This is a genomic window from Sphingomonas sp. SKA58 (assembly GCF_000153545.1).
Lineage (GTDB): Bacteria > Pseudomonadota > Alphaproteobacteria > Sphingomonadales > Sphingomonadaceae > Sphingobium > Sphingobium soli.
Genome location: NZ_CH959307.1, coordinates 1,184,982 through 1,205,676, shown reverse-complemented (window position 1 = coordinate 1,205,676; position 20,695 = coordinate 1,184,982). Strand labels below are relative to the sequence as shown.

The 20,695-nt window shown below is 66.1% G+C and carries 14 protein-coding genes; 7 read left to right on the top strand and 7 right to left on the bottom strand.

From position 1 onward, the window contains the following. Nucleotides 1-62: 62 nt before the first annotated feature. Nucleotides 63-2,867, top strand: coding sequence for a TonB-dependent receptor (locus SKA58_RS15260; protein ID WP_037543716.1), 2,805 nt, complete (start codon nt 63-65; stop codon nt 2,865-2,867). Nucleotides 2,868-2,989: 122 nt separating this feature from the next. On the opposite strand, the gene SKA58_RS15255 is transcribed toward SKA58_RS15260, so the two are convergent. Next, complete coding sequence (locus SKA58_RS15255; RefSeq protein ID WP_009823367.1) at nt 2,990-3,730, bottom strand: YggS family pyridoxal phosphate-dependent enzyme; 741 nt, start codon at nt 3,728-3,730, stop codon at nt 2,990-2,992. A 16-nt stretch (nt 3,731-3,746) separates the two neighbouring features. On the opposite strand from SKA58_RS15255, the gene SKA58_RS15250 reads away from it, so the two are divergent. The 4 genes from SKA58_RS15250 (at nt 3,747) to SKA58_RS15235 (ending at nt 11,131) form a co-directional block, all read left to right on the top strand. Continuing rightward, entirely contained in the window at nt 3,747-4,310 is a 564-nt protein-coding gene (locus SKA58_RS15250; RefSeq protein WP_009823366.1) for a thiamine phosphate synthase, read from the top strand. A gap of 88 nt (nt 4,311-4,398) precedes the next feature. Beyond that, nucleotides 4,399-7,758: a transglutaminase family protein gene (locus SKA58_RS15245; RefSeq protein ID WP_037543714.1), complete on the top strand. Its 3,360-nt coding sequence runs from the start codon at nt 4,399-4,401 to the stop codon at nt 7,756-7,758. Further along, entirely contained in the window at nt 7,755-10,241 is a 2,487-nt protein-coding gene (locus SKA58_RS15240) for a circularly permuted type 2 ATP-grasp protein (RefSeq protein ID WP_009823364.1), read from the top strand. The genes SKA58_RS15245 and SKA58_RS15240 overlap by 4 nt, the downstream gene beginning before the upstream one ends. Further along, nucleotides 10,238-11,131, top strand: a complete 894-nt coding sequence (locus SKA58_RS15235) for a transglutaminase family protein (protein WP_009823363.1) — start codon at nt 10,238-10,240, stop codon at nt 11,129-11,131. The genes SKA58_RS15240 and SKA58_RS15235 overlap by 4 nt, the downstream gene beginning before the upstream one ends. Here the strand turns inward: SKA58_RS15235 and SKA58_RS15230 are convergent. Further along, complete coding sequence (locus SKA58_RS15230) at nt 11,124-12,497, bottom strand: cytochrome P450 (protein ID WP_037543294.1); 1,374 nt, start codon at nt 12,495-12,497, stop codon at nt 11,124-11,126. The two genes, SKA58_RS15235 and SKA58_RS15230, sit on opposite strands and share 8 nt — an antisense overlap. Next, nucleotides 12,494-13,627 (bottom strand): hypothetical protein, encoded by a 1,134-nt coding sequence (locus tag SKA58_RS15225; protein ID WP_009823361.1) that lies wholly within the window; start codon nt 13,625-13,627, stop codon nt 12,494-12,496. Before SKA58_RS15225 ends, SKA58_RS15230 begins: the two co-directional genes overlap by 4 nt. Nucleotides 13,628-13,648: 21 nt before the next feature. Between SKA58_RS15225 and SKA58_RS15220 the strand changes: the two genes are divergently transcribed. Further along, nucleotides 13,649-13,942 (top strand): hypothetical protein, encoded by a 294-nt coding sequence (locus SKA58_RS15220; RefSeq protein WP_009823360.1) that lies wholly within the window; start codon nt 13,649-13,651, stop codon nt 13,940-13,942. 6 nt (nt 13,943-13,948) lie between these two features. Then, nucleotides 13,949-14,776, top strand: coding sequence for a 3-deoxy-8-phosphooctulonate synthase (gene kdsA, locus SKA58_RS15215; RefSeq protein ID WP_009823359.1), 828 nt, complete (start codon nt 13,949-13,951; stop codon nt 14,774-14,776). A gap of 81 nt (nt 14,777-14,857) precedes the next feature. Here the strand turns inward: kdsA and SKA58_RS15210 are convergent, their stop codons facing one another. From SKA58_RS15210 to SKA58_RS15195, 4 genes are all read right to left on the bottom strand, one after another. Further along, the gene (locus SKA58_RS15210) at nt 14,858-16,123 is read right to left on the bottom strand and encodes a glutamate-5-semialdehyde dehydrogenase (protein WP_009823358.1); all 1,266 of its coding nucleotides are present in this window, start codon (nt 16,121-16,123) and stop codon (nt 14,858-14,860) included. A 182-nt stretch (nt 16,124-16,305) separates the two neighbouring features. After that, entirely contained in the window at nt 16,306-17,406 is a 1,101-nt protein-coding gene (locus tag SKA58_RS15205; RefSeq protein ID WP_037543712.1) for a helix-turn-helix transcriptional regulator, read from the bottom strand. A gap of 107 nt (nt 17,407-17,513) precedes the next feature. Then, nucleotides 17,514-18,161 carry a class I SAM-dependent methyltransferase gene (locus SKA58_RS15200; protein WP_009823356.1) on the bottom strand — a complete coding sequence of 216 codons (648 nt, stop codon included), beginning with the start codon at nt 18,159-18,161 and terminating at the stop codon, nt 17,514-17,516. 127 nt (nt 18,162-18,288) lie between these two features. Beyond that, complete coding sequence (locus tag SKA58_RS15195) at nt 18,289-20,577, bottom strand: CDC48 family AAA ATPase (RefSeq protein ID WP_009823355.1); 2,289 nt, start codon at nt 20,575-20,577, stop codon at nt 18,289-18,291. Nucleotides 20,578-20,695: the final 118 nt, after the last annotated feature.

Sequence of the window (20,695 nt, the reverse complement as noted above, 5' to 3'; positions counted from 1 at the left end):
AGCATAATCGCACCCGAACCCGAAGCGCCGAAAAGCCGCGCGGGCCAGGAGAGGATGATATGATGCTGACAGACAAGAGTCTCTGGCTGACCACCACCGGCGCGCTGGCGCTGGGCATGCTTGCCCCCGCCGCGCTGGCGCAGGACGCCGCTATACCGCAGGCCGCGGCCGACGATCCGGCCGCTGACATCATCGTCACCGCCACCCGCCGCGCCAGCCCGCTGTCGGACGTACCGATCGCGGTGTCGGCCGTGGGCGCGCAGGCGATGCAGAATAGCGGCGCCAGCGACATTCGTACGCTGAACCAGCTCGCGCCCTCGCTGCTCGTTTCCTCCACCGGCTCCGAAGCCAATGCCTCGGCCCGTATTCGCGGCATCGGCACTGTCGGCGACAATCCAGGCCTGGAAAGCTCGGTCGCGGTCTTCATCGACGGCGTCTACCGCTCGCGCACGGGCGCTGGCCTTAACGAACTGGGCGAAATCGAGCGGGTGGAAGTGCTGCGCGGGCCGCAGGGCACGCTGTTCGGCCGCAACGCATCGGCCGGCCTCATCAACATCATCAGCAAGGCGCCCGAACGCGAATTCCATGCCAAGGGGGAAATCACCTACGGCAATTATGATTATTGGCGTCTGTCAGGCCGCGTCACCGGGCCGATCAGCGACAGCATCGCGCTGGCGCTCGATGGCGTCTGGAGCAAGCGCGACGGCTTCTACAAGCTGGTCGACGGCACCGGCGCGACCGTGGGCGACACCAATGACCGCGACCGCTATTTCCTGCGCGGGCAGGCGCTGATCGAGCCCAATGACGCCCTCTCCATCCGCCTGATCGGCGACTATACCAATCGCGACGAAAGCTGCTGCGGCGCGGCCTATATCGAATCGCGCGAACGGCTGCCCGCCGCCGGCGGCGGCTACACCGACGCGCCCTTCAACCGCATCGCCGCGATCCTGGCGGGCCAGGGCAGCGTCATTCCCGCCGACCCCTATGATCGCGAACTGTCGATCACGCCGGGCCGCGACTATGTCAGCAAGCTGAAGGACTGGGGCGTTTCGGGCGAAATCAACTATGATTTCGGTGGCGCCAAGCTTACCAGCATCACCGCCTATCGCGACTACAAATCCCGCGACTATGGCGATTATGACTATAATCGCGCCGACCTCCTCTATCGCGATCCCAACACCTATCGCCAGTTCAAGACCTTCACCCAGGAATTGCGGTTGCAAGGATCGGCGTTCAGCGACGCGCTCGATTGGCTGGTGGGCGGCTATTACGCCAATGAACGGCTGACGTTACAGGACAATATCCGGTTCGGCGCCGACTATGGCCGTTTCGCCGCCTGCCGACTGATGGCCGGGGCCGGGGCGACCAGCAATTTCACCGCGCAGCAGCTTGCCGCCTGCGGCAGCGGCCTCGCCATCCAGCCGCTGATCGCCGGCACGCAGGCCAATCTGAATTCGGGCCTCACCGCCGCCTTCGTCAATGCCGGCCTGCCCCCGGCCCTTGCCGCAGCACAGGCAGACGCGATCTCGACCGGCCTTGGCAATGGGTTGCGCGCGCTCGCCGCCATTCCCGGCGGCACCGGCGACACCGCGTCCATCTACCGGCAGAAGAGTGAGAATTGGGCGCTTTTCACGCATAATATCGTCCACCTCACCAACCGGCTCGATCTGACACTGGGCCTGCGCTACACCCATGAAAGCAAGCGCTTCTCGGCCGATTTCAATAATAACAACGCCACCTGCGCTGCGCTTCAGTCGTCCGCGCTGCCGGGCATCGCGACCAATCCGCAACTGGGCAGCGCCGCCGCATTGGCCGGCGGCATCCTGACGCTCGGCTGCCTGGGCAACGGATCGACCAGCCTTAACGCGCTCGACCTCAACGACCGCATCAGTGATGGCGAATTTTCCGGTACGGCCGTGCTGTCCTGGAAGCCGATCGACGATCTGCTGCTCTATGGCAGCTATTCGAAGGGCTATAAGGCCGGCGGCTTCAACCTTGATCGCTTCCAGCTGGGGTCGACCGGCCTCAACGCCATTCCCGCCGTCTTCGCGCCCCGCACCAATGCCGATGTCACCAGCCTGCGATTCGCGGCCGAAAAGGTCGACGCCTTTGAAATCGGCCTCAAATATGCGCAGCCCAAATGGAGCGCGAACATCGCCGCCTTCCGGCAGGAGTTCAAAAATTTCCAGCTCAACACCTTCAACGGCACCAGCTTCGTCGTACAGAATATCAATGGCTGCGACAGCGCGCTCAGCGCCGCGCGCACCTGCGACAGCGGCGATGTGGGACCGGGCCTCATCAGCCAGGGCGTGGAACTGGAATTGTCGGCCAGCCCGGCGCGCAATGTCCGTGTCTCCGGCGGCCTCACCTATGCCCGCGCCAAATTCGCCAATCGCCTGGTCGGCAGCGGCGACGGCAGCGTGCCGCTCGATCCCGCCTTGTTCCTGCTGCCCGGATCGATCAATTCCAACGCGCCGCAACTCGTCACCACCGCCAGCGCCGCCTGGACGCCGCAGCTTGGCTCCAGCGGCCTTTCCGCGCTGTTCTATGTCGATGGCCGCCTGACCAGCGACTATAATACAGGGTCCGACCTGTTCCCCGAAAAGCGTCAGGATGGCTATGCCATCGTCAATGCGCGCGTCGGCATACGCGGCAAGGATCAACGCTGGGCGATCGAATTCTGGGGCCAGAACATCTTCAACCAGGATTTCACCCAGGTCGCCTTTTCCAGCCCGCTCCAGTCAAGCAGCCCGGCGACATCAACCACCGGCCAGTTCGCCGCCGGTGCGCCGATCGCGAACCAGCTGATTTCGGCCTATCTCGCCGAACCGCGCACCTATGGCATCACCCTGCGCGGCAGTTTTTAGAGTCGCATCCTCCCCTGGCAGGGAAGGTGGCAGGGCGAAGCGCTGACGGAGGGGTGTCCTGCTTTTTAAGAGGGTGACACCCTTCCACCACTCCCCACCATGGGGAGGATCGAAAGACGGGCTTATCCTCCTGAATTGCGGATCATCCCCCGCCCGCTCCCCGGCACCGGGCGGGCGGGCGCGGGGCGCTCGCCGAACAGCGCTGTGCCCACGCGAATGTCGGTCGCGCCCAGCATGATCGCGGTTTCATAGTCGCCAGACATGCCCATGGACAGGCGCTCCAGCCCCTCCTCCCGCGCCATCTTGGCCAGCAACGCAAAGAAGGGCGCTGGCTCCACATCGGCGGGTGGCACGCACATCAGGCCCAATATCGGAATGTCGGCATCGCGCGCCGCCGCGATCAGCGCCGGCGTATCGGCGATCGGGCATCCGCCCTTCTGCTCCTCCGCACCGATATTGACCTGGATGAAGCAGGGCACGCGCCTGCCCGCCCCATCCATCGCCCTGGCCAGCGCGGTCAGCAGCGACGGCCGGTCCAGACCATGGATCACGTCGAACAGCGCCACGGCCTCGGCCGCCTTGTTCGATTGCAGCTGCCCCACCAGATGCAGTTCGATATCCTCCTGCGCCTCGCGCAGCGCCGGCCATTTCTGCTGGCTTTCCTGCACGCGATTTTCCCCGAACACGCGCTGTCCGGCGGCTATCAAAGGCCGAATGGCATCGGCGTCATGCGTTTTGGACACCGCGATCAGGCGAATGTCGTCGGCGCTGCGATCGGTCAGGCGGGCGGCGCGGCGCATGGCGTCGCGCACAGCGGCCAGCCGCTGGGCGGCCGGATCGGCGGGGATGCTGGCGGTCGTCATGCGCGCTGCTATAGGGATGGCCATGCACCGCCGCCACCGCAAATCGCTGCCCGGTCTCTGGCTGATGACCGACGAACGCGTGGCCGATGACCGGTTGCTGGCCGCCGCCCGCGCGCTCCCCCGTGGCCGGGCGGGCATCATCCTGCGCCATTACCGCACCCCGCCCGCCCAGCGCCGCGCGCTGTTCGACGCACTGCGCGCCATCGCCCGGCGGCGGCGGCTCATCCTGCTGCTCGCAGGCCCAGTGCGCGCGGCGGCGGCCTGGCGTGCCGATGGCTGGCATGGCCGCGATTCCCGCCGCCCGCCCCGCCCCTTGCTGCACAGCGCGCCCGCGCATGACAGCCGGGAAATCAGGATGGCGCAGCGCGCGGGGTCCGACCTTCTTTTCCTCTCCCCCCTCTTTCCCACCCGCTCGCACCCAGGCGCGCGGTCGCTTGGTCGCGCGCGTTTCGCGGCGCTGGCCCATGCCACGCCCCTGCCGGTGATCGCCCTGGGCGGCGTGACCGCCCGGCACCGGCGCAGCCTCGCCGCGCTCAGCGCCGCGGGCTGGGCAGCGATCGATGGACTGACAAACAACTGAACCATCACGCCGCCATCCCTGCAAAGTTTCTTGCGCCAGCCGACAGTTTCGCATTGCATTGCAACAAGGCGTGGCGTTTGATCGCGCCATGCTCAAGGCCGCGCTGCACCACCTCACCGCTTATTCCTACAGCCGGCCGATCCGGCTCGGCCCGCAGGTCATCCGCCTGCGCCCCGCGCCGCACAGCCGCACCAAAGTTCCCAATTATGCGCTGAAGATCGAACCGGCGAACCATTTTCTCAATTGGCAGCAGGACCCGCATGGCAACTGGCTGGCGCGCATCGTCTTTCCCGAACCGGTCGATCATTTCTCGATCGAGGTCGACCTGCTCGCCGATCTCGACATCATCAATCCGTTCGATTTCTTCGTGGAGCCTTATGCGGAAAATTACCCTTTCGCCTATGACGACCAGCTGAAGACCGACCTTGCCGCCTATTTCGACGTGGAGGATCAGGGGCCGCTGTTCGACGCACTGGTCGCCGAACATCAGGGGCATGAAGGCCGCACCGTCGATTTTCTTGTGGAGGTCAACCGCCGCCTGCAACAACGGGTGGGCTATGTCATCCGCATGGAAACCGGCGTCCAAACGCCGGAGGAGACGCTGGACATCGGCACCGGCTCCTGCCGCGATTCCGCCTGGCTGCTGGTCCAGCTGCTCCGCCGGCTGGGATTCGCCGCCCGCTTCGTGTCGGGCTATTCGATCCAGCTGGTCGCGGACGTGGAACCGATCGAAGGGCCAAAAGGGGTGACGCAGGACGTGGTCGATCTTCACGCCTGGGCCGAAGCCTATGTGCCGGGCGCGGGCTGGGTCGCGCTCGACGCCACCAGCGGCATGTTCGCTGGCGAAGGGCATATCCCGCTCTGCGCCACGCCCCATTATCGCTCCGCCGCGCCGATCAGCGGCATGGCCGAACCGGCCGAAGTCGATTTCCGTTTCGAAATGTCGGTCAGTCGCATCGCCGAAGCCGTGCGCATCACCAAGCCCTTCACCGATACACGCTGGGATGCGGTCATGGCCTTGGGCGAACAGGTGGATGCCGACCTAGAACGCCAGGACGTGCGCCTCACCATTGGCGGCGAACCGACCTTCGTCGCGCAGGATGGCGGGGACGCGGGCGAATGGAATGGCGACGCTGTCGGCCCGACCAAGGCCGCCTATGCCGACCGGCTGATCCGCAAGCTGCGCAGCGACTTTGCGCCCGGCGGCCTGCTGCATCATGGGCAGGGCAAATGGTATCCCGGCGAAAGCCTGCCGCGCTGGGCCTATGCGGTCTATTGGCGGCAGGACGGCGTGCCGCTCTGGCGCGACGAAAGCCTGATCGCGACCGACACGCCGCCCGAAGGTGCGCGCCAGACCACGGCGGAGGATGCCCGAACCTTCCTCGCGGCGCTCGCCGGCAATATGGGCTTTTCGGCCGACTATACCCACCCTGTCTATGAAGACCCGGCGGTCTGGATGGTGAAGGAGGGCGATCTTCCCATCAACACCGACCCGCAGGATCCGGCCATCGCCGATCCCGAAGCGCGCGCACGCATGGTCAAGACCTTCGAACGCGGCCTCGATAAGCCGGTCGGCTATGTCCTGCCAGTCCAGCGCTGGCAAAGCCAGGCTGCGACGCCGCGCTGGCAGAGCGAGATTTGGCAGCTGCGCCGGGGCAAGCTGTTCGCGGTGCCGGGCGATTCGGCGCTCGGCTATCGCCTGCCGCTGGGTTCGCTGCCGCATGTGCCCGAATCGGACTATCCCTATATTCATCCCCGCGACACGAGCGAACCGCGCGGGCCGCTCGCCGACGCCCGCGCGCAAGTGAGCGAAGCGGCCAGCCGTGAGGAAGCGCAGCGCGTCCAGCGCGTCGCCGATGCCGAAGGCGGCGCGTCCGCGCAGGACCGGGTCGAACAGGTCATCATCGAAGGCGCGGTGCGCACCGCCATCACGGTCGAACCGCATGGCGCGCACCTGTCCGTCTTCCTGCCCCCGGTCCGCGAACTGGAAGATTATCTGGAATTGATCGCGCAGGTGGAGCGCGTCGCCGAAGCCACCCGCATCCCCGTCAGGATCGAAGGCTATGCGCCACCCCCCGACCCGCGCCTCAACGTGCTCAAAGCCACGCCCGACCCCGGCGTGATCGAAGTCAATGTCCACCCTGCCGCCAGCTGGCGGGACACGGTCGATATCACCGAGAAACTTTACGCCGCCGCGCGCGAATGCCGGCTGACGGCCGACAAATTCATGGTCGATGGCCGCTCGATCGGCACGGGCGGCGGCAATCATATCGTGCTCGGTGGGCCGACCCTCAATGATTCGCCCTTCATCCGCCGCCCGGACCTGCTCAAGAGCTTCGTCCTCTACTGGCAGCGGCACCCCTCGCTCTCCTATCTCTTCTCGGGCCTGTTCATCGGCCCGACCAGCCAGGCGCCGCGCATCGACGAAGCCCGGCATGACGGGCTCTACGAACTGGAGATCGCACTCGCACAGGTGCCCGATCCGACGCGCGAGGGCGAGGACAAGCTGCCGCCGCCCTGGCTGGTCGACCGGCTGTTCCGCAACCTGCTGGTCGACGTGACCGGCAACACCCACCGCACCGAAATCTGCATCGACAAGATGTTTTCGCCCGACGGCCCGACTGGACGACTGGGTCTTCTGGAATTTCGCGGGTTCGAAATGCCGCCCGAGGCGCGGATGAGCCTTGCGCAACAATTATTGCTGCGCGCGCTCACCGCCTGGTTCTGGCGTCACCCGCAACAGGGCGGCTTCGTGCGCTGGGGCACGGCGCTGCATGATCGCTTCATGCTGCCCCATTGCGTCTGGTCCGATTTTCTGGAGGTGCTCGCCGACCTGCGCGGCGCGGGCTATGATTTCGACCCCAACTGGTTTGAAGCGCAGCGCCAGTTCCGCTTCCCCGTCCATGGTCAGGTGGATGCGGGCGGCGTGGGCATCGAAATCACCCAAGCGCTCGAACCCTGGAACGTGCTGGGCGAAACCGGGGCGATCGGCGGCACGGTGCGCTATGTCGATTCATCGACCGAACGGTTGCAGGTACGCGCCACCGGTCTGGTCGCGGGGCGCCACATCGTCGCCTGCAACGGCCGCCGCGTGCCGATGAGCCCCACCGCCGTGCCGGGCGAAGCGGTGGGCGGCGTGCGGTACAAGGCGTGGACACCGGCCAATTGCCTGCACCCGCAACTTCCGGCCAACGCACCGCTTACCTTCGACGTGTTCGACAGCTGGAGCGGCCGGTCGCTGGGCGGCTGCGTCTATCATGTCGCGCATCCGGGCGGACGCAATTACGATACATTGCCGATCAACGGTTATGAGGCTGAATCCCGGCGCAAGGCGCGATTCCAGGATCATGGCCATACACCCGGACCTGTCGACATGCCGCCGGCCGAACTGCCCGGCGAATTCCCCATGACGCTCGACCTGCGCCTGCCCCGCCAGCCGGGCGCATGAACCAAGCGGACGCCCTCGCGCCTTCGCTGGGGGCAGGCAACTGGGCCGACGCCTATCTCGCCGCCGCACCGCGCGGCGACCTGTTCGCCGATGCCGACCCGGGCACGGCCGGGCACTGGCGCGCGATGCTGGAGCGGCTGTCCGCGCAGGCGAAGGGCGATCCGGCGACGCTGGCCGATCATGTCGCGCGTCAGGCCGCCGATCAGGGACTTGCCTTTCGCCTCACCGGCGATGAGCAGGAACGCGCCTGGCCGCTCGGCCCGCTGCCGCTGCTGATCGACGCCGCGCAATGGACTCACATCGAATTGGGCCTCATTCAGCGCGCCCAGTTGCTCGAACGGATCGTCGGCGACATTTACTCCACCCAGTCGCTGGTGCGCGACGGGCATCTGCCCGCCAGCGTCATTACCGGCAGCACCCATTATTGGCGGGTGATGACGGGCGCCGCGCCGCCCAACGGCCATGTCCTTCATTTCTACGCCGCCGATATCGGCCGGGGCCCGGGCGGCGAATGGCGCGTGCTCGCCGACCGGGTGCGCACGCCTGTAGGCGTCGGCTATGCGCTGGAAAACCGCCTCGCTTTCTCGCGCGCCACCGGCGACCTGCTCGGCGCGATGAACGCGCGCCGGCTCGCCCCCTTCTTTTCCGACCTGCGCCGGGGCCTCGCCGCCGACTGCGCCCGCTCGGACCCGCGTATCGGCCTGCTCACCCCCGGCCGTTTCAACCAGAGCTATGCCGAACAGGCGCATCTCGCCCGCTATCTCGGCCTCATGCTGGTGGAAGGCGACGACCTCATCGTCTCCGATGGGCGCCTGTTCGTCCGCACCATCCAGGGGTTGAAGCGCGTCGATGGCCTGTGGCGCTGGATGGACAGCCGCTTTCTTGATCCGCTCGCCTTCGACGGCCAGTCGCGGATCGGCGTCGCCGACCTCTTTGACGCCTGCGCGCGCGGCGGGCTGATGGTCAGCAACTGGCCGGGCGCGGGCGTCATCGAATCGCGTGCGCTCGCCGCCTTCCTGCCGCAACTGGCCAGGGCCGTGCTGGGCGCGGACCTGATCCTCCCCAATATCGCCACCTGGTGGTGCGGCCAGCCGCGCGAGCGCGATCATGTGCGCGCCCGGCTCGATCAGTTGGTGATCGGCTCCGCCTTCGATCAGCCCGCTGCCGGCCTACCCGAAGCGCCGTTCCTGCCCGGCGCGACGCTCGACGCCGACCAGCGCGCGCGCTTGCTTGACGCGCTCGACCGGCGGCCGATGGACTATGTCGGGCAGGAAATGGTGAAGCTGTCCACGACGCCCGCAATCATCGACGGACAGCTCACCCCCCTGCCCTTCACTCTGCGCATCTTCGTTGCGCGTGACGGCGCGGGGCAGTGGCGCGTGATGCCCGGCGCTTTCGCCCGCCTCGCCGCCCATGGCGACATCCGCGCGGCGCTAATGGGCCGGGGCGACATCTCCGCCGACATGTGCGTGATCGATCGCCGGCCGGTGGCGGCCGAAAGCCTGCTGGGGGGCGGCGCGCCCGCCATCCGCCGGATCGGCGGCATGTTGCCGGCCAAGGCAGCGGACAATCTCTTCTGGCTCGGCCGCTATATCGAACGGACCGAGGCGACGCTGCGCCTCATCCGCGCGGTCGCCGGCGGCTCGATCGAGGCCGATCTTGGCCCCTCGCTCGCCAGCCCAACCATGGGACGGCTGGTCGGCCTGCTTGCCGCCTGGGGCGCGGTGCCCGCCGGCTCGGGCGCGCCGGGGGCCGCCATCGGCGCGCTCTGCGCCACCGCGCTGGGCGATGCGCGCCAGCCCGGCAGCGTCCGCGCGCTGATGGCGACCGTGGCCAATATCGGCGAAGGCCTGCGCGATCGCCTGGCGAGCGACGTCTGGCGGCTTGTTCGCCTGCCGCTGCCCGCCTTCGAAGGCGCGGTCACGGAAACGCTGCTCGACGCCTCGTCCCGCATGATCGAGCGTATCTCGGCGCTCTCTGGCCTCGCGGCGGAAAATATGGCGCGCGGCGATGGCTGGCGCTTCCACGACATGGGCCGCCGGCTGGAACGCGCGATCAACGGGTGCCGGCTCATCAACCAGTTCGGTGGCGATCAGGCGTCGGACGATGATCTCACTGTCCTCCTTGACCTGATGGACAGCCAGATCAGCTACCGAACCCGCTATCTTGCCGGCCCCGCGCTCGCGCCGGTGCGCGACCTCATCGCGCTGGAGCCCTACAATCCCCGAGCGCTCGCCTGGCAGGCGCTGCGCCTCGCCGAGCATGTCGCCGCCCTGCCAACGCTGCGCGCCGACGGCATGCCCGAAGAACCGCGCCGTATCGCCGACGCGCTGGTCGCGCAGCTTAAACCGCTGACCGGCGACATGCTGACAATGGATCATATCGCGGATGCCGAACGCCGGCTGCTCGCCCTTTCCGACGCCATCGGGCAGCGCTATTTCCTTCAGCTTCGCAAAACGGAAAGTGCCGAGATACTGGCATGATCTACCAGGTCCGCCATCGCACGATCCTGCGCTACGCCGCGCCCGTGCGCCTCGCCCGCTTCAACCTGCGCCTGCAGCCCGCGCCCTGGCCCGGCCAGTGGACGTCCGACTATCGGCTGGATGTCGATCCTGCCCCTGCGCTGGTCGAAACCCGTCCCGGCGGCTGGCCTGTCACCGTCGCCCGCCTCGTGATAGAAAGCCCGATCCGGCAGCTCAGCATCGAAAGCCGGTTCCGCTGCGGCGTGCAGGGCGGCGACATCACGCCGCTGGCCGCCGATCCGACGGTCGGCGCAGTGGCGCAAGCGGCGCTGGTGGACCGCACTATGGGGCCGACCGCGCCCGCCCATTATCTTTATGCCGGCGCGCGCACGCCGATGCTGGCGGCCATCGGCGATTGGTCGCGTGCACACCTTGCGGCCGATGCGCCCGTCGTCGCCGCCGCGCTGGACCTCGCGCTGCATATCCAGCATGCCTTCGCCTATCGCCCTGGGGTTACCGATGCCGACACGCCGGTCGCCGACGCCTTCGCCGCGCGCCATGGCGTGTGCCAGGATTTCGCCCATGTGATGGTGATCGCGCTGCGTCTGGCCGGCCTGCCCGCCGCCTATGTCAGCGGCTATCTGCGCACCCTGCCGCCGCCGGGCATGCCGCGCCTGGTCGGGGCCGACGCCATGCACGCCTGGGTCATGCTCTGGTGCGGGCCGACGCGCAGCTGGATCGGCTTTGATCCCACCAATGGCTGCATCACGGGCGACGGGCATCTCTTCGTCGCCATGGGCCGCGACTATGCCGATGTCGCGCCGATGGACGGCCTGTTCGTCGGCGGCGCGGGCCAGAGCCAGTCCGTCATGGTCGATGTCGCGCCGGAAGACGAACCGGCGCTCAGCTGATCGGCGCAAACAGCAGCGGCATGCCCGTCCGGGGCCGGATCGTCAGTCGGCTGATCGGCTCGGGCGTGAATCCTGCCGGCACGCTGATGGCGAAGCGCCGCACGACACTGGCGATCACCGTCATCACTTCCTGTTGGGCAAAGCCTGCGCCCACGCACACGCGCGGTCCCCGGCCGAAGGGGAACCAGGCCTGCTTCGCCATCTCGGCATTGGCCGGATCCTCGAACCGGTCGGGATCGAACGCATGCGGACACGCCCAATTATCCTTGTTCCGCTGCGTCAGCCACGGCGCGACCACCAGCATCGCGCCCGCCTCCAGATGCTTGTCGCGCATGTCCATCGGGCATGTCACTTCGCGCGGCAGGAAGGACACCGGCGGATAAAGCCGCAGCGTTTCCTTGAAGATATTGCGCAGTTGGCTCATGTCCTTGAGCATCGCGCCGGTCAGCGGCTGGCCGCCCGCCACCCGCGCCACCTCCTCGCGCACCCGCGTCTGGATGTGGCCGCATTCGCCCAGCATATAGAGCGCCCAGGTCATGGTGCTCGCCGACGTCTCATGCCCCGCCAGGAAGATGGTCGATACCTGCTCCATCACCTCTTCGCAGGTGAAATGCGCGCCCGTTTCGGGATGCTTCGCCTCGATCAGCGATTGCAGGATGTCCCGCGTCCCGGCCTCTCCCTCGCCATGAAAGCCCGCGTAGCGCGCCTCGACGATCGGCCGGAACACGTCATGGATCGCCCGCGCCGGACCTTTGGACCGTTTCTCGAACCAGCCGGCGGGCAGGCCATAGAGCCGCAGCATCGATGCGGAATGCGCCAGCCGCTGGAACCGGCCAAAGGCTGTATGGATGATGTTGGATCGCTCAGCGTCCAGCGTCTGGCTGAATAAGGTGCGGAATATGATATCGGCTGCCACATGGGTCATCATGGGGTCGATATCGACCGGCCCGCCGTCTCGCGCCGCCGCCTGGATCCGCGCGACCAGATCGTCCGCCGCCGCGACCATCAGCGGCATCGACCGGCCCAGCGCGGTATGGGCAAAGGCCGGATTGACCATGGCCCGCTGGCTTTCCCAATCCGCGCCATTGGCCGAAAAGACCGAATTGCCGATCAACGGATCAAGGTTGCGCACCAGTTCGCTATGCTTGGGAAAGGCGGTGCCGCCGCGCAATATCCTGTCCACCAGCGGCAGTTCGTTGGCGATATACATGGTCCGCCCCGGCAGGCGGATCTCGCCCATCTTCATGGTATAGCTTTTGTCGAACAGCACATGGATCCAGCTGTGCCAGCCGCGCAGGAACCGCTTTACCAACCCCCGCTTGTTCCTGGGCGGCCGGGGATAGGGCGGGGTGAAAATCTCGGTCATGCGATCGTCCTGAAGGCGGCAACGGCCTCATCCACGGTGCGGCGGCCCGCGGTCAGGCTGATGAAGTCCAGCGGCGACAGCCGGTCGCCCACGCGCAGATAGTCGAAATGCGCCTCATATTTGTTCGACCAGCCGCCATGATAATTGTGCGGCTCGTAAAAAAGATGGAAGCGCGGCGAGAGCATATCGACCCGCGCCGCATAAGCGGGGGCGACCAGCAGAAACGGATTCACGTCGAAATAGGCCGCGCCATCGGGCGGCGAACTGATGTCGACATAACGGAACGGCGCATCCGCCAGTGCTTTCAGATCCTCATGATACCAGCGCGCGTCGCGCCGCAGCGCAATCACCGGCACCACCTGCCCCAGCCCCAGCATCACGAACCGGTCGGGCAGCGTTCCGCCGCGCAGGGCGATCACCCGGCGCAACAGCCGCATGCCCAAAATCGTGCCGGCGCTGTGCGTCACCAGCTGCACCTCGTCCCAGTCGCCATCCAGCGCCGCCGCGATCCGCTGCGCGAAGGCGTCGATCCGCCCGTCCAGCGCCGCGCCCGGCCCCTGCGCCGCCAGCGAGCCATGATAGGTCATGAACCGCAGCAGCCAGGGCACGACCAGCTTGGCCAGAATGCGCCCGGACAATAGCGCGCTCACAGCGATGCCGATGATCGCCGCCGCCCACCAGGGCAAGGCCAGCGACAGGATCAGCGCCGGGACCAGCGCCAGCATCAGCGGGATCAGCACCGCCAATATAGGGGGATAGAGGATGGTGATGACCGGCCCCTTGCGCAGCCGCCGCATCCGCGCAAAATCCATGTGCCGGGCATGGCCCGCATAGGCGCGCGCCGATTTGAGCGCGAGAGACAGGGGATTGCGAATCCACACCTTGCCGATCACATCTTCCCAGCGCAGATATTCATAGTCAATTTCGACCCCGGCGGTCGCGTTCTCCACGCTCCAGCGCGCCGACACAGCCGCGCCCGCATCGCCCGCCTGCCGCCCGCTCACCGTCACGGCTTCGCCGGTCAGCGCGGCATAACGCGCCGCCTGCTCGCGATAGAGCTGGTGATAGAAACGGACGCCGCGCGGATCGAAACCGCCGAGGTAAAAGACTTTACGCTTGAACTTTTCCAACACCGCCGCCCTAATCGGGGCATGAACACGCCCGAACGCGATTACTGCTATTTCATCGACCACCGGAAATACAACCGCAATGTCGGCTGCCGGCGTCATGACAATCTCTATGGCATCAATGGCGGCGGCAGCGAGCGCGACCGCTGGCGCGCGGATCTGGAATTTTATCGCCATATGAAATCCAACGGCGATCCGATGGCGCTGCCCTCGCTGCTCGCCTGCCTCGCCTTTGGCTGGTTCTGCTGGAATTATCATCCCGGCAAGGGGCTGTGGCGCGGGCAATTGTTGCGCCGCTTTGCAAAAGCGCCCAAATGATCGCGCATGACCACCCCTCGCCATGTCGCAGTCGGCCCGATCACCATCGGCAACGACCTACCCTTCGTCCTGATTTCCGGCCCCTGCCAGATCGAAAGCCGCGACCATGCGCTGTTCATGGCCGACGCGCTGGCGCGCGCCGCCGAGCAGGCGGGCGTGCCCTTCATCTTCAAGAGCAGCTTCGACAAGGCGAACCGCACATCGGTATCTGGCAAGCGCGGCGTTGGCATCGACGCTGGCCTTGCCATCCTGGCGGAGGTCAAGGCGTCGCTCGGCTGCCCGGTGCTGACCGACATTCATGGCCCCGATCAGGTGGAGGCAGCCGCGCAGGCGGTCGACATCCTCCAGATCCCCGCCTTTCTCTGCCGCCAGACCGATCTGCTGCTGGCTGCCGGTCGCAGCGGCGCGGTCATCAACGTCAAAAAGGGACAATTTCTTGCCCCCTGGGACATGGCGGCGGTGGCACAGAAAGTCGCCTCGACCGGCAATGATCGCATCCTGCTCACCGAACGCGGCGCGAGTTTCGGCTATAATACATTGGTCAGCGATATGCGCGCGCTGCCGGTGATGGCGCAGACCGGCTATCCCGTGATATTCGACGCCACCCATTCGGTGCAGCAACCCGGCGGGCTCGGCTCAGCATCGGGTGGCCAGCGCGACTATGCGCCGCTTCTCGCGCGCAGCGCCGTGGCGGCCGGCGTCGCCGCCATCTTTGCCGAAGCGCATGATGATCCGGATAATGCGCCATCGGACGGCCCGGTCATGCTGCCGCTCGATTGGGTGGGCCCGATGCTGGACAAGCTCAAGGCGATCGACGCGATCGCCAAAGCCTGATCATATGGTTCGTTAGCTAACTAACGAAATGCCCTATGCTTGCATATGTCGCGCTTGCTGTCGCGAAAAACAGCCTGCGGCTCAGGGACGAACCTGCCCCGTCCCCCGAACGATCCACTTATACGTCGTCAGCCCCTCCAGGGCGACCGGCCCGCGCGCATGCAACCGCCCGGTCGAAATGCCGATCTCGGCGCCCAGCCCGAATTCGCCGCCATCGGCGAACTGGGTCGATGCGTTCCACATCACGATGGCGCTATCGACCGCGTTGAGGAACCGCTCGGCCCGCGCGCCGTCATCGGTGATGATGGCGTCGGTGTGGTGGCTGGCATGGGCGGCGATATGGGCAATCGCATCCTCCGCGCCATCCACCATCCGGATCGACACGATCGCGTCCAGATATTCGGTATCCCAGTCCGCCTCCTGCGCCGGCTTCACTCGCGCGTCCATGCCCTGCACCGCGTCATCGCCGCGCACTTCACATCCCGCCCCGATCAGCGCACGCACCAGCGCCGGCGCTTCGCGATAGGCCCGGTCGATCAACACTGTCTCGGTCGATCCGCAAATGCCGGTCCGACGCATCTTGGCGTTCACCACCAGCTTTTCCGCCATCGCCGGGTCCGCCGCGCCATCGACATAGCTGTGGTTGATCCCATCGAGATGCGCCAGCACGGGCACCCGCGCTTCCTCCTGCACCCGCGCGACCAGGCTCTTGCCCCCGCGCGGGACGATCAGGTCGACAAACTCCGCCGCCTTGAGCAGCGCGCCCACGGCCGCGCGATCGGTCGTGGGGACCAGTTGCACCACTTCGGCCGGCAGGCCCGCCGCAACGATCCCCTCCAGCATCGCGGCATGGATGGCGCGATTGCTTTCCTTCGCCTCGCTGCCACCGCGCAGGATCACCGCATTGCCCGCCCGCAGGCACAGCGCCGCGGCGTCAGCAGTCACATTGGGCCGGCTTTCATAAATGATGCCGATCACCCCCAGCGGCACGCGCACCCGGCTTAGCTCCAGCCCGTTGGGTCGCACCTGCCGATCAATGACCGATCCCAGCGGGCTGGGCAGCGCCGCGACCTGTTCCACGCCCGCGGCCGCGCCCGCAATACGATCCTCGTCCAGCTTCAGCCGGTCGAGCATCGCGGCGGACAGGCCATTAGCGGCGGCATTATCCATGTCCCGCGCATTGGCGGCGATGATCGCCGGCGCCTGGTCCCGCACCGCCTGCGCGGCGCGGCGCAGTGCATCGGCCTTTTGCGCGTCACTTGCCTGCGCAATGGTCACAGCCGCGCGGCGCGCCCGTGCGCCCATCGTCGCAATCAGCATTTCGGGGGTCTGTGTCAGGTCATTCATCGCATGTCTCGCCGGTCCATTGCGCGGCGGCTTAGCATGAAAGGCAGGCGAGCCAAAGGCCGGCGGCCGGACCATGGGTCGCATATGATCCGGCTGCCGACAGACAGCCAAGCTGTCACGCCGATCCTCCTAGCGATTCGCGCAGGTTTGCGCATACCCCAATGGGGGTAAGGCCCGCATCGCTACTGCGTCAGAAGACCCACGAGCCGCACCAGCTGCGCCTCCCGGCCGCATCCGATCTTGTCGTAGATGCTGCGCAACTGCACCTTGAGCGTCTCCGCGCTCACCATCCGCGCGGCGGCCACCTGCTGCCGGCTCTGGCCGGATGCGATCCGCACGGCAATATCCGCCTCTGCCGGCGTCAGTCGGAACATGCGGATCAGGATCTCCGCCTGACGATTGGCGGGCGCGCCGGTGCGCGCGACGATGATCGCGCGCGGAGCGAAGGGCAGTGCCCATGGGCGCGCAGGGAGCGGGTAGCATTCGATCGACAATTGAACATTGCCCTCCCTATCCGTCAGGATAACCGGATCTCCAGCCCGTGCCGGCACGCCCAGAACGGCGCGCACCGACTGGTTCAGCGCGCGGCTGTCTTCGCCTCGGTCGCACGACAAATATCCTTCGGCCAGCCGCAAGGCACCGGCGCACAGCAGCGCGTCTGCCGCCGGCGTCATGCCGCCTACCCGGCCAGCCGCGTCGATCAGCCAGCAGGCGCGGTCCATCGCCTCGAACGTGCCCGCCAGCAGCGCAAATCCTTGCCGTTCGACCGCCTGCTGCAATCGCACGGCCGTGCGGGCGTGATCCGCGATCTCCCCGAACAGGTCACGTTGTTCCTGCGTGGTGCGGCCGTCCTTCGCGGACCGCAGCAGGGCCAGCCCGATCATCGCGTCCCGCCCCTGATGCAGACGCGTCTGGCATCCGTCGAAAATGTCGAAATCGGCGCACAGGTCCAGATAGTCCGCTGCGTGCAAGCCTTGGCGCGCTATGTCGTAATGCGCTTCATGCACGATATCTGGCCTGTCCCGCAGCAGGTCGGCGCCGACCCGATAATTCAGGCCCGGCGATCCATGATCTATGGAAAGGCTGGCCAGTATGATGGCCGGATCGACATCACTGATCCAATTGAACGCAGCGCCTGCCGGACCAAAGCCCACCATCTGGCCATGGTGCGATCCGGTGGCCCGCGCCATGGCGCTCAGCGCCTCTTCCCACCGGTGCGGCTCCAGCGCGGCGCCTAGAAAAATGTCCGCCCATTGCGCGTCAGTCCCGACAGCCGATGCCATCGCCAGCCCCACATATTGCCCCGGACCGTCGTCCTCCACATAAAAGGCCGAGTCAATCGTTATGGCGGCGCGAACGTTGAAGCGGGCGTCGAGGAATTTTTACGGTGTTAGGCCGCCTGGGCCAGCGCCTCGTCACTGGTTGCGCGAATGACGCGGCAGGGCGGAATGTTACGCCATTCCAGCCGATCGCTGATCGCGCCGAAGACCGGGGTCAAAAGGCGCATCACAAAGCGGGAATATTGATAGATCAAAAACTCTCCGCCCGGCCGAAGCGCCGCACGCGTCTCGGCGCAGATCGCCGCGCCCACCCCGTCGGGCAAGGTCGAAAAGGGCAGCCCGGACACGACATAATCAGCCTGCTGATACCCTGCTTCGCGGATGAAGCGGCGCACATCGATTGCCGACCCATGCACCACGCGCAGCCGGGGGTCGTCTATCTGAGCGTCAAGCCAGGCCACGAAATCCAGATTGAGGTCGATCGCGATCAACGTCGCATCGGGGTGCATCCTCTCCAGGATCGGGCGGGTGAAGGTGCCGACGCCCGGCCCATATTCCACGAACAACCGCGTCCGTTCCCAATCTACCGGTTCCAGCACAGCGTCGACCAAGGCGCGGGACGACGGGATTACCGAACCGATCATGCCGGGATGCTTCAGGAACTGGCGGAAGAAGATGTTCCACTGCTTCAGGAAGGAGCCACTTCGGTTGCTTTTGAAACCTGTCTTATGCTTGTCCTTGAAGGGAAGGGACGCCATTAAAACCGCCTGTCTGTCATTTTCGTTTCGGACTCGCAAAATCAGGGTCCGCTGGCAAGCGGCTTTGCGGGTCATGGGGCGGTAACGTGCGGATGACGGAAGTGTTCATTCCATCATCCGCACGATCCTAGCGTTCTCGGGCGCGCAACATGCCGGGCGACACGAAGCCGATCGGATCCAGTTGCATCGCGTTCTGCTTCAGCGTCGCCTGAATTTGTTCATATTCCCGTTCCATCTCCGGCGTGACGGACGCGCGAGTTTCGTCCAGCGCCGCTTCGAAATGCGCCATTGTGACCGCATCGACGGACAGCGACTGACGCAGCGCAATCAGCCCCGCGCGCCGCGCGAGATCTTCCAGGTCCGCGCCGGTGAAGCGCTCAGTCCGATGCGCCAACGCATCCAGATCGACATCGTCGGCCAGCGGCATCTTGCGCGTATGGATGTCGAGGATGCGGCGACGGCCCGCTTCCTGCGGCACCGGCACATAGACGAGCTCGTCGAACCGGCCGGGCCGCAACAGCGCAGGATCGACCAGGTTCGGGCGGTTGGTCGCGCCGATCACGACCACGGATTGCAATTCCTCCAGGCCGTCCATCTCGGCCAGGATCGTGTTCACCACCCGCTCTGTCACCGCCGGTTCACCAAGCCCGCCACCCCGTGCCGGGACAAGACTGTCCAGTTCGTCGATGAAGATGACCGTCGGCGCCACCTGCCGCGCGCGCGCGAACAGGCGGGCGATCTGCTGTTCGCTTTCGCCATACCATTTGCTGAGGAGATCGCTCGACTTGGTGGCGATGAAGTTCGCCTGCGCCTCGCGGGCCACCGCCTTGGCCAGCAACGTCTTGCCGGTTCCCGGTGGTCCGTAGAGGAGGAAACCCTTGGCCGGACGAATGCCGATCCGGCGGAACGCATCCGGGTCCTTGAGCGGCAGTTCGACGCCTTCCTTGAGGCGCATCTGCGCATCGTCCAGCCCACCGATGTCAGCCCAACCGATGTTGGGTGCCTGCACCATCACTTCCCGCATCGCCGACGGCTGGACGCGCTTGATCGCGGACATGAAATCCTCGCGCGTGACCGACAGTTCCTCCAGCACGTCGGCCGGGATCGTGCCTTCCTCCAGATTGAGGCGCGGCATGAAGCGGCGCACCGCTTCGATCGCCGCTTCGCGGGTAAGCGCGGCCAGGTCAGCGCCGACAAAGCCGTAGGTCATGCGCGCCAGTTCGGTCAGGTCGACGCGATCGCCCAGCGGCATGCCGCGGGTATGTATACCCAATATCTCGCGGCGGCCGCGCTCGTCCGGCACGCCCACGACAATCTCCCGATCGAAGCGGCCGGGCCTGCGCAATGCTTCGTCGATGGCTTCGGGTCGATTGGTCGCCGCGATGACCACCAGGTTGGTGCGCGGCTCCAGCCCGTCCATCAGCGTCAGCAATTGCGCGACCAGACGCTTTTCCGTCTCGCCGGTCACATTGCCGCGTTTGGGCGCGATCGAATCGATTTCGTCGATGAAGAGGATCGACGGCGCCGCCTTGGCCGCCTCCTCGAAAATCTCACGCAGCTTCTTTTCGGATTCGCCATAGGCCGAACCCATGATTTCCGGTCCGTTGATCAGGAAAAATTCGGCTTCCGATTCATTGGCGACCGCGCGCGCAAGCCGGGTCTTGCCCGTGCCCGGCGGCCCATGCAGCAAGACGCCCTTTGGCGGGTCGACGCCCAGCCGTTCGAACAGTTCAGGATAGCGCAGCGGCAGTTCGACCATTTCGCGCAACTGGTCGATCGTCTCGGCCATACCGCCGACATCGTCATAGGTTACGTCGGCGCGACGGGATTCGCGCGGTTCCTCATATTCGGCGCGTAATTCAACTTCGGTGTCCGCGTCGATGTGAACGATGCCCTTGGGCGTTGTCGACACCACAACCAGCCGGATTTCCTGCAGCGCATAGGCCGGCGCGGCCAGCATCTGGCGTAGCTGAGGTGGCATATCGCCGGGCGGCACCTGCTGCTGGCCGGCGGTAGCGACAACATCGCCCGACGCGAGCGGACGTTGATAGAAAACCCGCTTCAAGGCCTCAGGATTGCCCTGAAGGCGCAGATTATTTTGTGCAGGCGCGAACACAACGCGCTGTGCCGCCCTGGGTTCGGCCTTGCTGATCTGGACGAAATCGCCGGACCCAACGCCCGCGTTTGCGCGCTGCAATCCATCGAGACGAAGAACGTCAAGCCCTTCATCCTCTTTGTACGGCCGCACCACGCGCGCGGGCGTATTGCGTTTGCCGACGATTTCAATGACGTCGCCTTCGCTCAACTGCAACTGGGCCATTACAGCCAAGGGCAGGCGCGCCAATCCGCGCCCCGCATCCTCCGGCCGCGCATTGGCGACCTGTATCCTGCGTCCGGTTTGTTCCTGATCAGCCACGCGGCTTCCCCATCGTTCGTGTCGAAACGAGATAGGGAACGCGAAGCCGGTCGGAAAGACCCTGTCGCCACCAAGAGAAAGAACAAAAAAAGGGCCAGCTCAATGAGCCAGCCCGTAA